This window comes from Moraxella sp. CTOTU46934 (assembly GCF_031979465.1).
Classification (GTDB): domain Bacteria; phylum Pseudomonadota; class Gammaproteobacteria; order Pseudomonadales; family Moraxellaceae; genus Faucicola; species Faucicola tetraodonis.
In genome coordinates this window covers 167554-186747 of the sequence record NZ_DALZEG010000002.1, presented here as the reverse complement: position 1 = coordinate 186747, position 19194 = coordinate 167554, and the positions used below count along the sequence as shown (strand labels likewise).

At 46.1% G+C, this 19194-nt stretch carries 19 protein-coding genes; 12 read left to right on the top strand and 7 right to left on the bottom strand.

The window, feature by feature from the left end:
- The first annotated feature begins 6 nt into the window (after positions 1 to 6).
- Positions 7 to 576 (top strand): DUF4126 domain-containing protein, encoded by a 570-nt coding sequence (locus RTN07_RS03395; RefSeq protein ID WP_312175743.1) that lies wholly within the window; start codon positions 7 to 9, stop codon positions 574 to 576.
- Here the strand turns inward: RTN07_RS03395 and radC are convergent.
- Positions 573 to 1250: a RadC family protein gene (gene radC / locus RTN07_RS03390; protein WP_065253360.1), complete on the bottom strand. Its 678-nt coding sequence runs from the start codon at positions 1248 to 1250 to the stop codon at positions 573 to 575. The genes RTN07_RS03395 and radC overlap by 4 nt on opposite strands.
- Before the next feature lie 87 nt (positions 1251 to 1337).
- Between radC and coaBC the strand changes: the two genes are divergently transcribed.
- Positions 1338 to 2660, top strand: coding sequence for a bifunctional phosphopantothenoylcysteine decarboxylase/phosphopantothenate--cysteine ligase CoaBC (coaBC, locus tag RTN07_RS03385; RefSeq protein WP_312175740.1), 1323 nt, complete (start codon positions 1338 to 1340; stop codon positions 2658 to 2660).
- Positions 2661 to 2842: 182 nt separating this feature from the next.
- On the opposite strand, the gene rsmI is transcribed toward coaBC, so the two are convergent.
- On the bottom strand, positions 2843 to 3688 hold the full coding sequence (gene rsmI / locus RTN07_RS03380; RefSeq protein WP_312175738.1) for a 16S rRNA (cytidine(1402)-2'-O)-methyltransferase: 846 nt from the start codon (positions 3686 to 3688) through the stop codon (positions 2843 to 2845).
- A gap of 68 nt (positions 3689 to 3756) precedes the next feature.
- Here rsmI and RTN07_RS03375 point away from each other — a divergent pair, with 68 nt between their 5' ends.
- The 7 genes from RTN07_RS03375 (at position 3757) to hisD (ending at position 8971) form a co-directional block, all read left to right on the top strand.
- Entirely contained in the window at positions 3757 to 4314 is a 558-nt protein-coding gene (locus RTN07_RS03375; protein ID WP_312175735.1) for a hypothetical protein, read from the top strand.
- 7 nt (positions 4315 to 4321) lie between these two features.
- Positions 4322 to 4726, top strand: a complete 405-nt coding sequence (locus RTN07_RS03370) for a YraN family protein (RefSeq protein ID WP_312175733.1) — start codon at positions 4322 to 4324, stop codon at positions 4724 to 4726.
- 92 nt (positions 4727 to 4818) lie between these two features.
- Positions 4819 to 5076 carry a BolA/IbaG family iron-sulfur metabolism protein gene (locus RTN07_RS03365; RefSeq protein ID WP_065263076.1) on the top strand — a complete coding sequence of 86 codons (258 nt, stop codon included), beginning with the start codon at positions 4819 to 4821 and terminating at the stop codon, positions 5074 to 5076.
- A 20-nt stretch (positions 5077 to 5096) separates the two neighbouring features.
- Positions 5097 to 6362: a UDP-N-acetylglucosamine 1-carboxyvinyltransferase gene (murA, locus tag RTN07_RS03360; RefSeq protein WP_099808439.1), complete on the top strand. Its 1266-nt coding sequence runs from the start codon at positions 5097 to 5099 to the stop codon at positions 6360 to 6362.
- A 13-nt stretch (positions 6363 to 6375) separates the two neighbouring features.
- On the top strand, positions 6376 to 7038 hold the full coding sequence (gene hisG / locus RTN07_RS03355; protein ID WP_099834369.1) for an ATP phosphoribosyltransferase: 663 nt from the start codon (positions 6376 to 6378) through the stop codon (positions 7036 to 7038).
- A gap of 16 nt (positions 7039 to 7054) precedes the next feature.
- Complete coding sequence (locus tag RTN07_RS03350) at positions 7055 to 7402, top strand: gamma-glutamylcyclotransferase family protein (protein WP_312175728.1); 348 nt, start codon at positions 7055 to 7057, stop codon at positions 7400 to 7402.
- A 273-nt stretch (positions 7403 to 7675) separates the two neighbouring features.
- Positions 7676 to 8971, top strand: coding sequence for a histidinol dehydrogenase (hisD, locus tag RTN07_RS03345; protein ID WP_312175726.1), 1296 nt, complete (start codon positions 7676 to 7678; stop codon positions 8969 to 8971).
- Between the two features lie 83 nt (positions 8972 to 9054).
- Here hisD and RTN07_RS03340 read toward each other — a convergent pair whose 3' ends face one another.
- Positions 9055 to 10155 carry a lipase secretion chaperone gene (locus RTN07_RS03340; protein ID WP_312175723.1) on the bottom strand — a complete coding sequence of 367 codons (1101 nt, stop codon included), beginning with the start codon at positions 10153 to 10155 and terminating at the stop codon, positions 9055 to 9057.
- A 10-nt stretch (positions 10156 to 10165) separates the two neighbouring features.
- Positions 10166 to 11215 carry an esterase/lipase family protein gene (locus tag RTN07_RS03335; RefSeq protein ID WP_312175721.1) on the bottom strand — a complete coding sequence of 350 codons (1050 nt, stop codon included), beginning with the start codon at positions 11213 to 11215 and terminating at the stop codon, positions 10166 to 10168.
- Positions 11216 to 11530: 315 nt separating this feature from the next.
- Between RTN07_RS03335 and RTN07_RS03330 the strand changes: the two genes are divergently transcribed.
- On the top strand, positions 11531 to 13099 hold the full coding sequence (locus RTN07_RS03330) for a TerC family protein (RefSeq protein ID WP_312175718.1): 1569 nt from the start codon (positions 11531 to 11533) through the stop codon (positions 13097 to 13099).
- 103 nt (positions 13100 to 13202) lie between these two features.
- Here the strand turns inward: RTN07_RS03330 and RTN07_RS03325 are convergent, their stop codons facing one another.
- Both RTN07_RS03325 and RTN07_RS03320 read right to left on the bottom strand, forming a co-directional pair.
- Positions 13203 to 13931: a pantothenate kinase gene (locus RTN07_RS03325; RefSeq protein WP_219299085.1), complete on the bottom strand. Its 729-nt coding sequence runs from the start codon at positions 13929 to 13931 to the stop codon at positions 13203 to 13205.
- 26 nt (positions 13932 to 13957) lie between these two features.
- Positions 13958 to 14887 (bottom strand): biotin--[acetyl-CoA-carboxylase] ligase, encoded by a 930-nt coding sequence (locus tag RTN07_RS03320; protein WP_312175714.1) that lies wholly within the window; start codon positions 14885 to 14887, stop codon positions 13958 to 13960.
- Positions 14888 to 14996: 109 nt separating this feature from the next.
- Between RTN07_RS03320 and RTN07_RS03315 the strand changes: the two genes are divergently transcribed.
- The gene (locus tag RTN07_RS03315; protein WP_065253498.1) at positions 14997 to 15809 is read left to right on the top strand and encodes a sulfite exporter TauE/SafE family protein; all 813 of its coding nucleotides are present in this window, start codon (positions 14997 to 14999) and stop codon (positions 15807 to 15809) included.
- 47 nt (positions 15810 to 15856) lie between these two features.
- Here RTN07_RS03315 and ribA read toward each other — a convergent pair whose 3' ends face one another.
- The gene (ribA, locus tag RTN07_RS03310; RefSeq protein WP_312175711.1) at positions 15857 to 16495 is read right to left on the bottom strand and encodes a GTP cyclohydrolase II; all 639 of its coding nucleotides are present in this window, start codon (positions 16493 to 16495) and stop codon (positions 15857 to 15859) included.
- A 520-nt stretch (positions 16496 to 17015) separates the two neighbouring features.
- Between ribA and RTN07_RS03305 the strand changes: the two genes are divergently transcribed.
- On the top strand, positions 17016 to 19166 hold the full coding sequence (locus RTN07_RS03305; protein ID WP_312175709.1) for a 1-deoxy-D-xylulose-5-phosphate synthase: 2151 nt from the start codon (positions 17016 to 17018) through the stop codon (positions 19164 to 19166).
- Positions 19167 to 19194 lie beyond the last annotated feature (28 nt).

The following is a 19194-nucleotide window of genomic DNA, read 5'->3' as shown; positions in this document are numbered from 1 at the left end:
GAACATATGACAACTGAAATGATTTTAAGTATTTTTCTTGGGATTGGCTTGGCGGCAAGTAGTGGGTTTCGTGTGTTTGTACCGCTGTTTGCCCTCAGTTGTGCGGCATATTTTCATATCATTCCCCTTAATGATAGCTGGCAATGGGTGGCATCCACCCCTGCGTTAATTATTTTAGGCGTAGCCAGTATTGCAGAGTCGATCAGTTATTTAATCCCGTTGGTTGATCATATGTTAGATACCGTTGCTGTACCGCTCGCAGGGATTGCAGGAACATTGGTCATGGCTTCAACATTGACCGATATGAGTCCTGCCATGACTTGGGCGCTAGCGATCATTGCTGGCGGCGGCGCTGCGGCTACGATAAAAGGTACAGCTGCCACCACGCGCGTGGCTTCGACTGCGACGACGGGCGGTTTGGCAAATCCTGCTGTTTCAGTGGCAGAGACCGGGACAGCGATAGGGCTGTCGGCTTTGTCGATTTTTTCACCCATTTTTGCGATGATTGCGTTAATCATTGGTTTACTGATGATGATTTGGGTAGTAATAATGGTTAAAAACCGCGTCAAACGCTAAGGCATCTTGCCTGTTTCTTGTAAAGAAAGCGTGCCATCTTGGCCCACGATAATATGGTCAATCAAAGTCATATCGACAAGCTGACACGCTTTTGCCAAACTGCGAGTAATTTCCAGATCTGCTTGTGACGCTGTGGCAGAGGTACTTGGGTGATTATGGGCGATGATAAGCTGACTTGCCCCGTATTTTAACGCACAGCGCAACACTTCCCGCACGCACACCGAGCACGATGAAATACCGCCTGTGAATAATACCTCATACTGGATTAAGGTGAGTTGATTGGTCAAAAACAGCACCGCAAACACCTCGCGATTGAGCGGTCGCAGCTGCGTAGTCAGATAGTCTTTGACCAATTGGCTGGCGTTAAGGGTAGGGGCTTGTTTGACTTGGCTGGCAAGGTAGCGTTTGCCCATCTCAAGGCTTGCCAAAATCTGCGCGTATTTTGCCATGCCGATACCGTGACACGCCATGACTGCTTCACTAGGCGCAGATAGTAACTGAGCCAGACTGCCAAATTTCTCAATCAAGCCACGAGCCAGTTCGATGGCGGATTGGTCTTTGGTGCCTGTGCGTAAGAATATTGCCAAAATCTCACTATCTGATAGACTCTCAGCGCCCTTTTGCAGTAGCTTTTCTCTGGGGCGCTCGTCTTGGTGCCAGTCTTTGATTGCCATAGGCATTTCCTAATAAATGATGATTAATCATACCTAAAGTGGCGGAAAATTGTTACTATAGGCGAAATTTTTTAGTGCTTTTATCTTATGAAAAATATCCTTCTTGGTATCACAGGCGCTATTGCTGCCTACAAATCCGCCTCGTTTGCCCGACTATTGATTAAAAGTGGCTATGACGTCCGTGTTATTATGACGGCAAGCGCACAAGCCTTTATCACACCGTTAACGCTGCAGGCCTTGACGGGCAACCCAGTGCATATCGACTTGTTGGATGAGAGCGCTGAGCTGGGAATGGGGCATATTGAACTGGCAAAATGGGCGGATTTACTGATTATCGCGCCTGCTACCGCGAATACGATTGCTAAACTGGCCATGGGAATAGCGGATGATTTACTCACTACCGTCTGCCTTGCTACCGCTGCCCCGATTTTAGTGGCACCTGCTATGAATCAGCAAATGTGGCAACATCCATCGGTCAAACTTAATTTGCAGACGTTAACCGATTATGATTATGAGATCATCCAACCAGCCAGCGGTGAGCAAGCCTGTGGTGATATCGGTGAGGGAAGATTGCCAGAGCCAGAGCAGTTGCTTGAATACGTGCAATATTTCATCGCAGCGCAAATCACCCCGCAAGTATTGGCGGGTAAAAATGTGACAATCACCGCAGGTCCAACGATTGAAGCCATCGACCCTGTGCGCTATCTATCCAATCATTCCACGGGCAAAATGGGATTTGCGCTGGCAAAAGCGTGCCGTAATGCAGGCGCGAGGGTGACCTTGATCGTTGGGGGTAAAGTGCCCCTACCAACGCCACTACTGGTCAATCGTATCGATGTGTTATCGGCTGAAGAAATGCTAATGACCGCTCGCCAATGCGCCAGTGATGATATATGTGAATGCCATGACGATCACCACCATAACCACAATCATCATGACCATGAACATCACCACCATCATCATCATGATGAATTTGGCAATGATATCGAAGTCGAACCTGTTAGCACAGCGACCGATATTTTTATTGCCACGGCTGCGGTCGCTGATTATCGCACGCGTGATGTCGTGCCGCAAAAGATTAAAAAAACGCAAGATCAGATGTCGCTGGATTTGGTGAAAAATCCTGATATTTTGGCGACCATTGCCGAAGAATTCCCTGAGGTTTTTGTGGTAGGATTTGCGGCAGAAACCCAAGATATCGAAAAATATGCTCGTGGCAAGCTTGAAGCCAAAAACTTAGATATGATTGCCTGTAATGATGTCTCCCGCACCGATATTGGTTTTGGCAGTGATGACAATGCCATGACGGTGTTTTTTAAAGATAAATCAGAAGGGATGACACTAGAAAAAGCCAGTAAAGATAAAATTGCGGAACAATTGGTTGCCTTAATTGGGGAAAATTTGCATTAATCACCCAAAAAAGCTAGGTGCAATCACGCAGCTTTTTTGCATTAACTAAAATGTGTCTTAGGTTGTTTTAGCTATCAGCCGCTAATTAGTTTGGTGCTAAGTATCAGTGATAGTTGCGATTTTAGCGATGGTTAATATCTTTCATCGCTTGACCGGGTAACGCTGATGAACGGCATCAGCGTTTATTTTACTATCCGTTGTAATTGTAAAGCTCTGTCATACAAAGCATTTTTTTTCGTCCCTGTGATATCGCTGGCGAGCTGTGCGGCTTTTTTCAATGACAAATCTTGCAATAGTCGTTTTAACAATTCATCGTGTTGATTATCATTATTCTGTAAGTCACTTGCCCCAGCGACCACCAGTACCATTTCCCCTTTTTGCTGATTGGCATCGCTTGCAACAAACTGTTTTAGTTCACCGAGCGTTGATGGATAAATGGTTTCAAACGTTTTGGTTATCTCACGGCAAAACGTCACTTGTCGATTGTCGCCAAGCACCATAATCATGTCATCGATACACTCAACAATACGATGGGGCGCTTCATAAAAAATCAGCGTAGCGGTTAAGTCCTTGATTTTAGTCAACTCGCTTTGGCGTCCTGCGGTTTTGGCAGGCAAAAAGCCATAAAAATAAAACTTGTCTGAAGGTAATCCTGCGACCGATAAGGCGGCTATGGCAGCACTGGCGCCGACAACCGGTGAGACTTTGATACCGGCTTGGTGACAGGCGCGCACCAGTCGAAAACCAGGGTCGCTAATCAGCGGGGTACCGGCATCACTGATAAGCGCGATACTTTGCCCTGACTGTAATATCTCAATCAGTTTAGGGGTCTGTACTTCGGCATTGTGGTCGTGATAAGCCCAAGTTTTGGTGGGGATGTTAAAGTGGTTGAGCAGTTTGCCCGAGGTACGGGTGTCCTCACAGGCGATGATAGCCACGCTTTTTAGGCAGTCGATGGCGTGGGCGGTCATATCGGTTAAATTACCAATCGGGGTGGCGACGATGTAAAGTGTGCCGTTTTGCTGCATGATTTTCTCAAATTTTGCTAAATATTGGTGGTATTATAAGGTGTTTTCTGCGGAAAAAAGGATTTGTCATGAAAACAATTTGCTTTGCTATTTTAAGTGTAAGTTTAATTTTAACGGCAGAGGCTTGTATGCCACCGATACCTGCAGATGTGTTGGTCGGAAGAATTGCCAGTATCGAAAAAGGCGGTGAATTGCAACGTGAAAGCCAATCCAAGCAAGGTTTTGGCTTAAAATTCACGGATTATCACTGGGCATTTCGCACGTGGCGTCAACGGCTTATTTTGCCATCGGCGCAGCGTTTTGAAGGTGTTTTTGCCATTAGCTCACTAAAACCCAACGATATCGTTGTGGCATTAGCCAGTAATTATGATGGGGGTAAACCGCATAATTATCGCATTGATAGTGTGGCAAAGCTGACTTGTCAAAACAACAAGCTGATTTTACAAAAGCCGTTGGTAATACCGGTCAGTTGGAATCGACAACAGAAACGATGTGGGATTGGTCAAAATTACTCAGGGATTTTGGATGGCTTTATCGACAACAACCAAGCCTATTATTTGGCAAAATTACAGCAAAAATACCCAACTTGTGCCGCTTTAGAAAAAACCTTTGCAACAGTAAAATAACCCAACAATGAAACTCACCGCCCCAAAACAGCGCCAAGGCGACTATTATGAAACCCTCGCCAAACACTACCTTGAAGCGCAAGGTTTAACGTTTTTTGCCAAAAACTGGCACTACAAAAACTTGGGCGAGCTTGATTTGGTGATGCTTGAGCCGACGCAAAAACCTCCTTGCCTCGTCATTGTCGAAGTGCGTCAACGAAAAGCCAGCCAATTTGGCACAAGTTTAGACAGTATCACCCCCGCCAAACAACGTAAAATCGTTAAAACTACCGCCGCTTTTTTACAAGCGCATCCGCAATTTGATAACTTTGACATTCGCTTTGATGTGGTAAGTTATGAAGGCGTTCTAGCTGTAGGACAGGCTGTCATGCCAATGCCTACGTGGATTAAGGACGCTTTTAGCGTAAATTAAGCATTTTGTATAACGTATAAACTTAGCAAAAATTATGCTATGCTACGCAGCAAAATAGTATAATTTTACCCCTCTTTTATTAGGTATTTCCCATGAACGCACAAGATTTAATTACTTTACTACAACCCCATTTTCCGAGTGGCAAAATCGAAGCTGCCAATCAAGGCAACAAATTTGATGTGCGCGTGGTGGATGACAGCTTTGAGGGTAAACGTCCTGTCGCACGTCAACAAGCCGTATTGGGGTTGGTGTCTGATAAATTTGCGTCAGGTGAAATCCATGCACTCAATATCCAAGCGTTGACCTATGCCCAGTGGCATGAGATGCAAGCCAAACAAGCTGCGCAATAAGCCATTTTTAGGAGAAACACATGGATAAATTTTTAATCACGGGTGGCACCCAGGTCAAAGGTGAAGTGGTCATCTCTGGCGCAAAAAATGCCGCGTTGCCCTTGCTTGCGGCAATGATTTTGGCAGAAACCCCCGCCACCCTGCACAATGTACCGACACTCAAAGACGTCAATACCTTGGTCAAATTGATTGCGGGCACGGGTATTACCATTGAAAAGAACGGCGATACGGTGACCTGCGATACCAGTACCATCAATAGCTACTATGCCCCGTATGAGCTAGTCAAAACCATGCGTGCATCGATTTTGGTATTGGGACCGCTGCTTGCGCGCTTTGGGCAGGCTGAAGTGTCGCTGCCCGGTGGCTGCGCAATTGGCTCACGCCCTGTCGACCAACATCTAAAAGCTTTAGAAGCGATGGGAGCGACCATTACCGTTGAAAATGGCTATGTCAAAGCCAAAGCACCCGCTAGCGGTCGGTTAAAAGGCTGTCATTTTACCTTTGATATGGTCACGGTTGGCGGTACGGAAAATACCATCATGGCAGCGGTATTGGCAGAAGGAACCACGCACCTAGAAAACTGTGCGCGTGAACCAGAAGTGGTTGATTTGGCTAATATGCTTGTCAAAATGGGCGCAAAAATTGAAGGCATTGGCACCGCTTATATGACCATTGAAGGCGTTGACAAATTAAATGGCTGTGAGTACTCAGTCGTACCAGACCGTATCGAAACAGGCTCATATCTTGCACTTGCTATGATGACAGGCGGGGAAGTGACGGCAAAAAAAACCGAAGCCAGCTTGATGCAATCTGTGCTTAAAAAATTTGAAGAAATGGGCGCCCAAGTCACTGTTGGCAGCGACTGGATTAATGTCAAAATGGTGGGTCGTCCAAAAGCCGTTGATATCCGCACACTACCACACCCTGCGTTCCCAACTGATATGCAAGCCCAGCTCATGACAGTTTGCTGTATTGCAGAAGGCACTAGTACCATTATTGAAAATATTTTTGAAAATCGCTACATGCATGTCCCTGAGCTGCAACGTATGGGCGCCAATATCAAAGTCGATGGCCATACTGCCGTTGTTCAAGGCGTCGATAAACTCAATGCCGCGCCTGTCATTGCAACCGATTTACGCGCCTCTATGTCATTGGTAATGGCAGCGGTGGCAGCCCAGGGCGAGACCTGTATCGAGCGCATTTACCACATCGACCGTGGTTATGAGTATGTGGAAGATAAACTGCGCGGCTTGGGCGTCACCATTGAGCGGGTAAAAGGCGAATAACAGGTATAAGACAATGATACAAGCAAATGATGCCAATTATAACGGTCTTACCTTAGCGTTATCCAAAGGGCGAATCTTAAAAGATACCTTGCCCCTGCTAAAAAAGGCAGGTATCGAACTACTTGAAGACCCCGAAGAATCACGTAAACTTATTTTTCCGACCACGCATGCTGACGTGCGGATTTTGATTTTACGCGCCAGTGACGTGCCAACCTATGTGGAACATGGGGCGGCAGATTTTGGTGTAGCGGGTAAAGATGTGCTGATGGAGCATGGCTCAAGCAATTTATATGAATTGCTCGACCTACAAATTGCCAAATGCCGTTTGATGACGGCAGGTAAAGTGGGGCTACAATTACCCAGTCGTCGTCTTCGGATTGCCACCAAATATGTCAATGTGACGCGCGCGTTTTTTGCCAGTCGCGGTGAACAAGTCGATGTGATTAAACTCTATGGTTCCATGGAACTTGCGCCCTTGGTGGGCTTGGGTGATTTGATTGTAGATGTGGTCGATACCGGTAATACCTTAAAAGCCAATGGTCTAGAGCCGCGACAAGAGATTTGCCAAGTCTCTTCGCGTTTGATTGTCAATCAGGTCAGTTATAAACGCAAATTTGCCCTGCTTGAGCCCATCATTGAAAGCTTTAAGCAAAGCGTCGCTGATAACACCCAGTAACGGTTCAAAAATCACCATGATGCAGCATCTTTTTGTCTATGGCACGCTAGCGCCCAATCGCGACAACCACAGTATCATGACACCCATCAACAACGGCATTTGGCAACCTGCGACTATTCGTGGGCATTTGATGCCAAATGGCGGCTGGGGCTCAGCGCTCGGATTTCCTGCAGTCATCCCCGATGAACAAGGCGACATGGTAGCGGGATGGGTGTTTTCGTCGGATGATTTACCCAATCATTGGGCGCGGCTAGATGAGTTTGAAGGTGAAGCCTATCAGCGCATTGAGGTAACAGCTATGCTTGATAATGGTGCAAAAATCCAAACCTTTGTGTATGCACTCGACAATCCACAGCATTATTAAAGCTGGCTATGCCGATTAAAACATGGAAGATGAAAACATTGAAAATCAAGACATTGAAGATTAAAACAAGACGTTATTAAGACGTCTTTTTTTAAATGGGCGAATTTTAACTGGGCGAAAACTGAAAGTCGTGATGAGTTGGCTCAGTTTAGCCGATTTTGATGCGCCAATTTTGATGGGTTGATGAAGCTGGGCAGGCTAAAAAGCCGCTTTCATCCATGAAGAAATTTGTTATGCTATGTGTTAGTCATTTTTTATTGTTAGGGGAATACCATGCGATTGTTAAATAGCCAACAAGCGAGTTTTGAGCAGGAATTGACAGAGCTGCTTGCTTTTGAAACGGTAAATGATCCAGCGCTACTGGCTACGGTCGATGATATTATCGCGCAAGTGCGTCAGGGTGGGGATGAGGTGGTGTTAAAGCTGACCCAACAGTTTGACAACCATCCTGCCAAAACTTTTGCTGAGCTAGAGATTTCACAAGAAAAGCTCAAACAAGCATTTGATGGGTTAAACCCTACAATCAAGCAAGCGCTTGAACTGGCGGCACAGCGCGTCACATCTTTTCACGAGCGCCAACGGCAAGAAAGCTGGACGTATCAAGATGCGCTAGGCAATACGCTTGGACAACAAGTTACGCCACTCGATAAAGTGGGTATTTATGTGCCAGGTGGGCTGGCAAGTTATCCATCCAGCGTCTTGATGAATGCGTTACCCGCCAAAGTGGCAGGGGTCGGGCAAATTATCATGGTGGTGCCTGCCCCGCATGGTGAACTAAATCCCTTGGTATTGGCGGCCGCTTATTTGGCGGGTGTGGATAAAGTCTTTACCATTGGGGGCGCGCAAGCGGTGGCAGCATTGGCTTACGGCACTAACACCATTCCGCAAGTCGATAAAATCACAGGACCTGGCAACAAATACGTGGCAGCCGCCAAACGCGCCGTGTTTGGGCAAGTGGGCATTGATATGATTGCAGGTCCCTCGGAAGTACTGGTATATGCCGAAGGTGTAGCAAATGATAAAGCTGATTGGTTAGCCATGGATTTATTGTCGCAAGCTGAGCATGACACCGTTGCGCAAGCGATTTTTGTCACCCCATCTGAGCCATTACTCAAAAAAGTTGCGCAGGAAATCGAAAAAGCCTTAGCAGATTTGCCAAAAGCTGAAATTGCTAAAGCGGCGATTGCCAACCGTGGCGCGCTGATTTTGGTGAAAGACCGAGCAGAGGGTATTGAGGTTATTAACCGCATTGCGCCGGAGCATTTGGAATTGTCGGTAGATGACCCAGAAGCGATGGTCAAAGATGTCCGCCATGCGGGCGCTATCTTTATGGGGCGCTATACCCCTGAAGCGATTGGCGATTATTGCGCTGGCCCTAATCACGTGTTGCCAACATCAGGTACCGCACGCTTTAGTTCACCGCTCGGGGTATATGATTTTCAAAAGAAATCTTCGATTATTTATTGTAGCGAGCAAGGTAGTCAAACGCTGGCAAAAACTGCCGATATATTGGCGGTGGAAGAAAATTTGGATGCCCACGCGCGTTCAGCCCGCTACCGTGTGAAATAGGCTCAAACGCGCCTGTGGCAATTCAACAGCTTATGGCAATTGAACAGGGCATTTAACTCCTTTAACTCATTTTAACGGGGAAGTTAACGCGGTTTTGTCAATACATCTAGGCGTAGCTGTTCTTCAGGCGTAAACATCGTCTGCTGTAACGCCACAATTTGTTGCTGGGCTTGCGACACATTACCCAATTTGCCCAGTATTTGATTAGACTGTGTCTGATAAGTTGCCACACGCTGCGCAAATTGCGCTTCAGATTGGTCAAGCTGCTCAAGCCGTTTGACCGCTTCAGGGGAGACATATTGACTACGCATGGCATTGATTTGGCTTTGCGTTGCCCCTTGCTGCTGCATTTGCTGCGTTTGCGCCAATAACTTGTCAATATTGCGCTGCTCGGTTAGCTTTGTCTGTAGATTTGGGTCTTTAACACTGGCGATATAGGCAGTTTGTGCCTTATCAATGATGGCTTGGCGCTGGTCATTGCTCAGTTGCGCGTTTTGGTTGGCTTCGACGACCGTCATGTTGTAGTCATTAAGGGCTTGTTCATCCCCAAAAAACGCTTCGCGGGTTTTGACGTCAAAATAACGGGCTTGCAGCTGTTGTACTGCGCGTAATTGATTCTTAATGGCAGATAAATCTAATGCACTGACGTTGGGATTGGGATGTGCTTTAGGCTTATCTAGCTGGCTGACAGCAGTCAAATAGGTTAGATAATTTTGAAAAATGTTAACCGCTTGGCTTGCGGCAGGCTCAGGCGTATGTTCACGAATATAGGCAATCACCCGTTGTTCAATCTGGCTTAACGGCTCTTCCCCTTGTGCTGACAAAAAATAATCAAACAGTCGGCGCAAACCTGCGGTCACGACCAATTGCTTATTTTCATCGATAATAATTTCGCCATCGACTTGGGTGCCTTGTAGTGATTTGGGCAGCGATGTGAGCAAGGGGTTAGCGTTCGCGCTGACGGAGGATGCATTGGCGAGTGTTACGGTTTGATTGGATGGCAATACACCAGATGGCATCGTACTGGCAGCATCATGCGGCAAAGTATTGGCTGTTTTGACAGCGTCCTTAGGTTTTAACCACAGTATGCAGGCTATCAATAATGCGATGATACCACTGGCTAATACGATTATTAGCCAGGTTATCGATCGTTGGTTTGTGTCAGGGTTGTTTGAAGGAACCATAGGCATAAGCTTACAACGATTGACTTTTTAAGCGATTGACTTGGTTGCGATAGACAGTCAATGGATTGGTGTCTAGCAAACTGACAATGCCAAACACCTGATTCACTGAATCCATATGATTCATTTTATAGTTATCACGAATCACTTCACCGAGACGACTTGAACAGGGTGAGACAAGACCATCATTGGCTTCGCCATTGAATGATAAACCCGTCAACCCCAACACCGTATCAGACGGATCGACAAGCATGGTCATAGTTTGGGCGCCACTAAGTGAGTAGTAACGCACATTATTGACCACCGTGTCTTTTGGGTATCCACAATAACTGGTCGGCATGGCTGCAGGGAATTTTTGGTTAAATTTGGCTGCGTAATTGGTGGTGAGTGAATTGACGGCTGCCCAGCCATCTTGCTGCTGCAGTTGATTGAGTGGCACGCCAGATCCGATGTCCATCACACCGCCCACCAATTCAAAAAACTTGATTGCCATTAAAGAGGCGGTATTAAATTCGCCAGCGGGTAAGCCATCAGCCGCACTGCCTTCAGTCACCATTTTGACTGTCCAATCCGCCATTTTTGAGCCTTGCTCAGGGCTGGAAATCGCCGTCACAGAGGATACTAGCGATGGCGCAACCCCCGCCACATAGCGAATATCAATCCCGCCTTGGCTATGACCCATTAAGTTAACCTTCGGGCTGCCGGTGATGGCAATGATGGTTTTGACCTGTTGGAGTAGCTGCTCACCGCGCACTTCGGTGTCATTGACACTTGATGTCTTGGTCACATACACACTCGCGCCATTTTTGGTGAGATCTTGAGGAATGCCATTAAAATAATCGACCAAACCAAACAGTTTGTTCCAGCCACCAAGCCCATGAGCAAGTACGATAGGGTATTTGGTTTTTGCATAATCTGAGGTGGCGCTCAGGGAAGTGACTGCGACACAGCCAGTGGCATTGGCACAGTTGTAATAGCTTGAGGCATAAGAAGACGCAGAAAACGCGATGGAAGAAAAAAGCAATCCTTTGGCGGCACGGCGCATAAAGCGATGATGTGACATATACTGATCCTTGTAAAGTCATAATGAAGTTTCGCTGTCCTATGGACTAATTTAACCTAAATCAACAATTTATGAATCAAATAAAATGACTGATCAGTATATTTTTTGGCAAAGTCAGTTGATGCAGTATGCAGGTAAGGTTTAGGTAAAGTTAAAGACCAAGTGATGTATTGGCACAATTGGCGTGCTATCTACAAAAGCAGACACAAATTATCATTGATTTTCTGCTATGATTTGCTAAGGTAACGGCTGATTTTTCGTTTTTGCTGTTTGTTGATTTTTTGACCCTCATAACAAGAGAATAACTGACCCACTATGTTAGAACTACTATCTGACCCGTCAGCGTGGTTAAGCCTTGCGACGCTCGTCATTCTTGAGATTGTTTTAGGTATTGATAATCTTGTCTTTATTGCCATCTTAGCCAATAAACTCCCGCCGCACCAGCGCGCTAAAGCCCGTAATCTAGGTCTAGGTCTAGCACTACTCATGCGATTGGTGCTCTTATCCATGATTTCATGGCTCATTACCTTAACCGATCCTGTGCTCACCTTGGGAAGTTTTGATTTATCGGTTCGCGATATTATTTTATTGGTAGGCGGGGTGTTCTTGCTGTTTAAAGCAACCACTGAGCTGCATGAGCGGCTAGAAGGAAAACCTGAACATACCAACCAAAGCAAAGTGCAAGCTGGGTTTATGGCGGTTGTCGCACAGATTGTGATTTTGGACGCAGTGTTCTCGTTTGACGCGGTGATTACCGCCGTAGGCATGGCAAAACACCTTGAAATCATGATGGCGGCAGTGATCATTGCCATGGTATTGATGGTGGCTGCTTCCAAAGCCTTGACGGAGTTTGTCGGTCGTCACCCGACTGTGGTGATTTTATGCTTAAGTTTCCTACTGATGATTGGCTTTAGTTTAATTGTCGAAGGACTAGGCTTTCATATGCCAAAAGGTTACTTGTACGCGGCGATTGCGTTCTCAATTTTGATTGAAGTGTTTAACCAAGTAGCCAAACGCAATAAAACCAAATATGAAAATCAAATTCCGATTCGTGACCGTACCGCCGATGCGATTTTACGCTTAATGGGTGGTAAAACCGAAGAAGCGGTTACCCCAGAGAATAATTCAGAACATTTTGATTTTGATAGTATGCCATTTGCACAAGAAGAGCGTTATATGATTAGTGGCGTACTAGCGCTTAATGAGCGCGATGTACATACCATCATGACGCCGCGCAATGATATCTCTTGGGTCAATATCAACGGTAGCCGCGAAGAAATGCGCGCGCAATTGCTTGATACGCCGCATAGTTTGTTCCCTGTGTGCCGAGATACCATTGATAAAGTGCTTGGGGTAGTACGCGCCAAAGACTTTTTGGATTTGCTCGATAACAATGTCGCAGATATTGAAACCGCCATTAAACCCTTACTTAACAAGCAGCAGCCTGTGTTTGTGTCAGAGAGCATTGACAATCTAAAACTGCTCAATATGCTCAAAAAAGCCAAAGGTAATTTGGCAATGGTGATTGATGAATACGGTCAAGTCGCAGGATTAGTGACACCGCTTGATGTGCTAGAGGCGATTGCAGGTGAGTTCCCTGATGAAGATGAAACCTTAGAAATTATCCCCTATGACGATTATTGGATTGTGAATGGCACAGCAAGTTTGCACCAACTACGTTTGGAGCTTGACGATCCAGATTTTCTACTCGATGCCGATCAGTTCACCATTGGCGGGTATTTGATTTCGCAGCTGACCGATGCCCCAAAAGTCAATCAAACCATTGATATCGGTGCCTATAAGTTTACCATTCTAGAAACTTCAACATCGCGCATTTTGAAATTAAAAGTTGAACGTGAAGCCCCGATGGTGGCAACGGTTTAAATCACTGATTGGGTATAAAAGAAGGGGTAATTAACCCCTTTTTTTTGTATGACTTTTTTAGGGATATAACAATTAAGGAATTTTCTAGTTTTGGTTTTTAGGGTTATTTTTTCGCGGCAAAAAAACGCTGTAGCCCCGCCAATACCAAGTCTTGCCGAATTTCCACACTGGCTGATAGGTGCGGCTCAAAAGTATGGGCATCACCGCCTGTCATGGTGATTTCAAATTGTGGGTAGCGATGAATGGTTTCATTGATGGCCCCGACAATGGATAACATAATACCATGATGCACCGCGTCTTGGGTATTGGTGCCTGAATCTATACTATCAAAAGTGCCATCAATAATACTAATCTGGCGCGTTCCTGAGAATAGCGACTCGCGCTGCAAATAGATACTGGGGAAAATATAGCCCCCCAAATGATGACCCTGATCGACCAAATCAATGGTAACGGCAGTGCCGCAGCCAATCACGCATTGTTTTTTGCTAGGCTCAATGATACCGAGCATTTGTAGCCAGCGGTCAACGCCAAGTTGGGCGGGGTTATAGTCGCTCGACATCAGCGCGTGCTTGGCATGGACTTGGGCAAATTCAAACGGTTTTTGCAATCGCTCTAGGCTTTCTGCAACGTGATTATTGACGGCTTGTCCGAGCACGGATGACACCCCGATAAAATCAGGATTGAGTCGTTCAAGCCGAAAGGTCAACCCTTTGAGCAATTCGGCAGGCGCTTGCAAATGCTGCTCAGCGGCATGATCGAGCACTTGACCGCTATCGTCCGTGAGCCAATATTTTAAGCGGGTATTACCCAAGTCTAGCCAAAGTTTTGTCATAAATAATAGCCTTTGAATGGGATGCTTTATTTGTGTTTATTTGCCTGCAACGATGAAACGGCTGAATCCAAAACTTGAATGGTGCCTGTCCAAATCGTTTGTGTGCTGCCATCTGCTTGCTCAATCAATAGACAGCCTTGCGCATCGATACCTACTGCAATGCCTGTTATTGATTGCTCAGATAAGGCGTTATAAATTTGCAAATGCTTGTTGTTTAATACGTCTTTTTGGGAAAAATCATGGATAAATTGCTCGCTTGCTTCAGCCGCTTGCAGCTGATTAAATTGCCCAATCGCACTAGCTATGGCATCGGTAACAGGCTGATAAAATTCACGGGGCTGTAAGCGCTGCGCTGTCAAATCTTGCAGGCTTATCGCTTGGTAGTTTAAGCCTTCTTGGGTTTGCTCGGTCAGCACAGGGGCATGGGCAATATTGACCCCCACACCGACAACGACCCCTAGCATGTGACCTGCGACATTGACAGGCTCTATCAAAATACCCGAGAGTTTTTGAAATTGGTCAGGTAGGTTGTCTTGTGGTTGATAAAAACCCACATCGTTCACCCATTTGACGCCAATGGTTGGCAAATGCTTTGCCAGTCTTGTTTGATTGATGTGTTCTATGATAGGTATTTGACTGAGCTGATAACCCACGCACAGTGACAAGCGACCATCTAATCGATAAGATAAGCAAAGATTTTGCGGCAATGCATAGGCTTGTGTCGGCACATACAGCGATAAATAAACATTGCCTAGCGGTGATTGCCATGTTCTGCCATGTTGACCACGTCCGCCTGATTGGGTATCAGCAGTGAGTAAATGGGGTCGGCTAAAATGCGGTCGGTTATGGTCGGTGGGCGACTGCGCTTGATAGCTTAGCACCATCCACTCAATCAGCTGGCTGTTGGTTGAGTGGGTGCTGGCTAAATGGGTATGGCAAAGCGAATCAATTCTCATGGGGATGGTTACATAGGGTTGGGTTCATAAGCTTAGGCACAATGTTACAAACGACAAAAAGATAAGTTTGCTATACTAACGCTATTTTTAATCAAAGGAAATGCAAAAAATGATGTATCTGTGGTTTTTGCTGGCGGGGGCATTTGCTGGCACTTGTGCGGGTCTGTTTGGTGTCGGTGGCGGATTGATTATCGTACCTGTGCTGATGGCGATTTTTAAAGCGTATGGCTATCCAAGCGATGTCATTACCCATTTGGCGGTAGGGACATCGCTTGCCACGATTGTGGTGACATCGATAAGCTCCATGCAATCGCACAATAAGCGCGGTGGCGTGCGCTGGGATGTATGGCGCAATATGTCAATTGGCTTGGTGGTTGGTAGTTTTGTTGGTGCTTATATCGCAGATTTATTGCATGGTAAGGTCTTGGCGTTTTTGATTGCTGGCATGGCGCTGTTTATGGGGCTAAAAATGCTTTTGGCTAAAAAATCGGAAGTTATCGCGACCACTCACTTGCCATCTGCGCCTGTACAAACAGGAGTGGGCGGGTTCATTGGGGCAGCATCGGCGATTTTTGGTATTGGCGGTGGCAGTTTTACCGTACCGTTTTTGAGCCGTTTTGGTTTGACCATGCAACAAGCGGTGGGTACGTCAGCAGCCTGTGGCTTACCGATTGCCATTGCGGGGGCGCTCGGGTTTATGTTTTTTGGTAAAGATGTACAGGGCTTGCCCGCTGAGGCGATTGGCTTTGTGCATATCACTGCGTTTTTGTGTATTTCAGTGATGAGTTATTTATTTGCCAAAGTGGGGGCAAAATTGGCGCACCAATTGCCTGCCAACACCTTAAAACGCATGTTTGGTGGTCTGCTGCTGATTGTGGGAGCAAAAATGATGCTGAATGTACTCGGGGTTAATTTATTGTAAAAAAACAAAAAATTAATGTTCTAGCATTTTATGAGAATGAGTGTTTATCACTCATTCTCAATCATATGCCCCATGCGCTCTTTTTTGGTGTTGAGATAGGCCTCATTGTGCGGGTTGACACCCACCAACAGCGGTACGCGCGCTACCACTTCAATACCAATATCATTGAGATACTCAATTTTGTTGGGATTGTTGGTTATCAGCTTTACCTTATCCACACCGACATGCTCAAGCATCGGCTTGCACATCTCATAGGTGCGAGCATCGGCAGGTAAATCGAGCAGCAAATTGGCATCAAGCGTATCATGTCCTTGGTCTTGCAATGCGTAAGCACGGATTTTATTGGTCAGTCCAATCCCGCGCCCTTCTTGGCGCAAATATAAAATCGCTCCGCAGCCGCCATCTTTAGCATAAGATTGAATCATCTGCATGGTGGCATTGAGCTGAGGTCCGCAGTCGCATTTAAGCGAACTAAAGGCATCCCCTGTCAAACATTCGCTATGAATACGTACCAATGGGATTTTGGATTTATCGGCCGTGGGCAAGCCTGCCGTCAGCATGACGTGTTCATGTTTGCGATTGCCAAGCGCATCGCGTGCCGTGTCGTCCGTATCTTCAAACACATGAATATCAAATAGCCCATGCGCTGTTGGTAAGGTTGCTTGCGTGATAAATTGATACGACACCCACTACTCCAAAAAATGACCAACTGACCCAAACAACTGAACCAAGTCGGTAAACCCAAAAATAAAAGTGCCCTTTACATGAAGGCATTGATTAAAATATCAAGAAGGATAGCGTCATTACGCATCTTATCAATAAGCCGCAAGCTAGGCTTGCATGCTATCTGAGGTAACTTTTTTGTCAAAATTTATCAAAAATTCAAGGCGCTAAGCTAAACTTTATAGAAGCTATAAGATACAATCTAAAATAGCGAGGTTTGATGTTTAATCAACAAAAAAATGCTATTATGCCACATTCATGCGCCACATTGGCAATTCAAAGCTGGTAATACTAGCTTAGCCACCTAGATTTTCAAGCGCCCAACGCTTTGGCAGTCTGTCAACTTTGTGCCCGTATCTTGTGCCAATTTTGTGCCAACAATAAGGTGTTAATAGTCATTGTGCGTTTTACCATTTATTTTTTTCACCTGTGTTAACAAGGCTCATCGAGTGCCTGTAAGCAATGAAAAGTGTCAGCCAAGATATGTCAAAAACTAAAATAGCTAACCAAAACTACTCATTAAAAAACTTTGATACCATCCCTATGCTAAAGCCGCATACGCCGCTGCTCGATGGGGTGGACAGTCCTGCTGACCTAAAAAAAATGAGTACCGCGCAATTGCAGCAATTAGCCGATGAACTGCGCGAGTTTTTGCTGTATACAACGGGCGTCAGCGGCGGGCATTTTGGTTCTAACCTTGGCGTCGTTGAGCTGACCATTGCACTGCATTATGTCTTTAACTCACCCAAAGACCAAATTGTCTGGGACGTAGGGCACCAAGCCTATCCCCACAAAATTTTAACGGGTCGCCGTGACAAGCTTACCACCATTCGTAGCCAACATGGGCTGACCGCTTTCCCTGAGCGTCATGAGTCTGAGTATGATACTTTTGGCGTTGGGCATTCATCGACGGCGATTTCTGCAGGGCTGGGCATGTCGCTTGCTATGCGCTATTTAGGCAAACATGACAAAGTGGTTAGCATCGTCGGTGATGGTGCTATGACAGGCGGCATGGCGTTTGAAGCGATGAATGACGCGGTGCAGCAAAATGCCGATTTGATTGTGGTGCTCAACGATAATGACATGTCAATCTCACAGGCAACGGGCGGATTTTCTAAACATTTAGCCACCCTTTGGCAGCGTGGTTTGGCAGTCGATATCGATAAAAATGGCGATGCGATTTTTACCAAGCGCGTCATCTCCAGTGAAGACCGCCGTATTCGTCATTATTTGCACATGGCAAACGAAGCTTTAGATGACTGGACCTCGCGCCTGCCCAATAAAATTGTCGAAAAATTGGCAGAAAAAGGTATTCCAAAACCCTCTCAGTTAGAGACATTACCTGAGAAAATCGCCAATAAACTCATTGATGAAGTGTTCCCTGAAAACTTGTTTAAAGCCATCGGTTTTCATTATTTTGGACCGTTTGACGGGCATGATGTTGCCAAATTGACTCAAGTATTTGAACGGGTCAAGCAGTTGAAAGGTGCGGTGCTTGTCCATGTGCATACGGTGAAAGGTAAAGGCTTTTTACCGGCAGAATGTGACCCGATTACTTATCATGCCATTACCAAACTTAAGAAAATCAACCCAGCGCAAGAAAAATCTGTGCCAGTTGACAGCCAAAAGCCCGTAGCTACTGTAGCCACCCCCGCCAAAAAATACTCGCAAGTGTTTGGCGAGTTTATCTGCGATAAAGCCGCCACAGACAAACAACTGATGGCAATCACCCCTGCGATGGCTGAAGGCTCAGGCATGACCGAATTTGCCAAGCGCTTTGCCAGCCAATTTTTTGATGTGGCGATTGCCGAGCAACATGCAGTGACGCTAGCGGGTGGTATGGCAACCCAAGGCGTCAAACCGATTGTCGCGATTTACTCCACATTTTTACAACGTGGCTATGACCAACTGATTCACGATGTGGCTTTGCAAAATCTCAACGTGATGTTCGCCATTGACCGTGCGGGCTTGGTCGGTGAAGACGGTGCGACTCATGCGGGGGTGTTTGATATCGCCTTTATGCGAACTGTGCCCAATATGGTGATTGCTTGTCCCAAAGATGAGAATGAGTGTTATAACTTACTTAATACTTGTTATGAGCATATTGGACCCTCTGCGGTGCGTTATCCACGTGGTAATGGCATTGGGGCAGAAATTGATAAAAACCAAGCGATTTATCCAATCGGTAAGGCAGCGCTTGAGCAGACTATCGAAGCCACTGGAGCAGATACGAGCAACGTGACGAAAAAAGTTGCGGTGCTTGCTTTTGGTACCATGGTAAAGACGGCGGTCACGGCGTGTCAAAACTTAGCCGAAACTTACCCAACGACGACGTTTTTTGTTTATAATATGCGGTTTGTTAAACCGTTAGACAGCGAATTACTGGATACTCTATTGGCGCAAAACTGCTCCATTGTTACCCTTGAAGAACACCAAATCATGGGCGGTGCCGGTAGTGCGGTCAATGAATACCTCGTTGCCCAAGCAGCAAAAACAAGCCAAACCTTGCCAACGCTACTTAATATCGGTATCCCCGATAAATATATCGCGCATGGCAGCCCTGAGCAGCAATTAGCCGATTGTGGGCTAGATGTCGCGGGTGTGGTCAAACAGATGCAAACGATTTTGTCATAAATTTTAGATTTTTATCCTTCAACAAAAG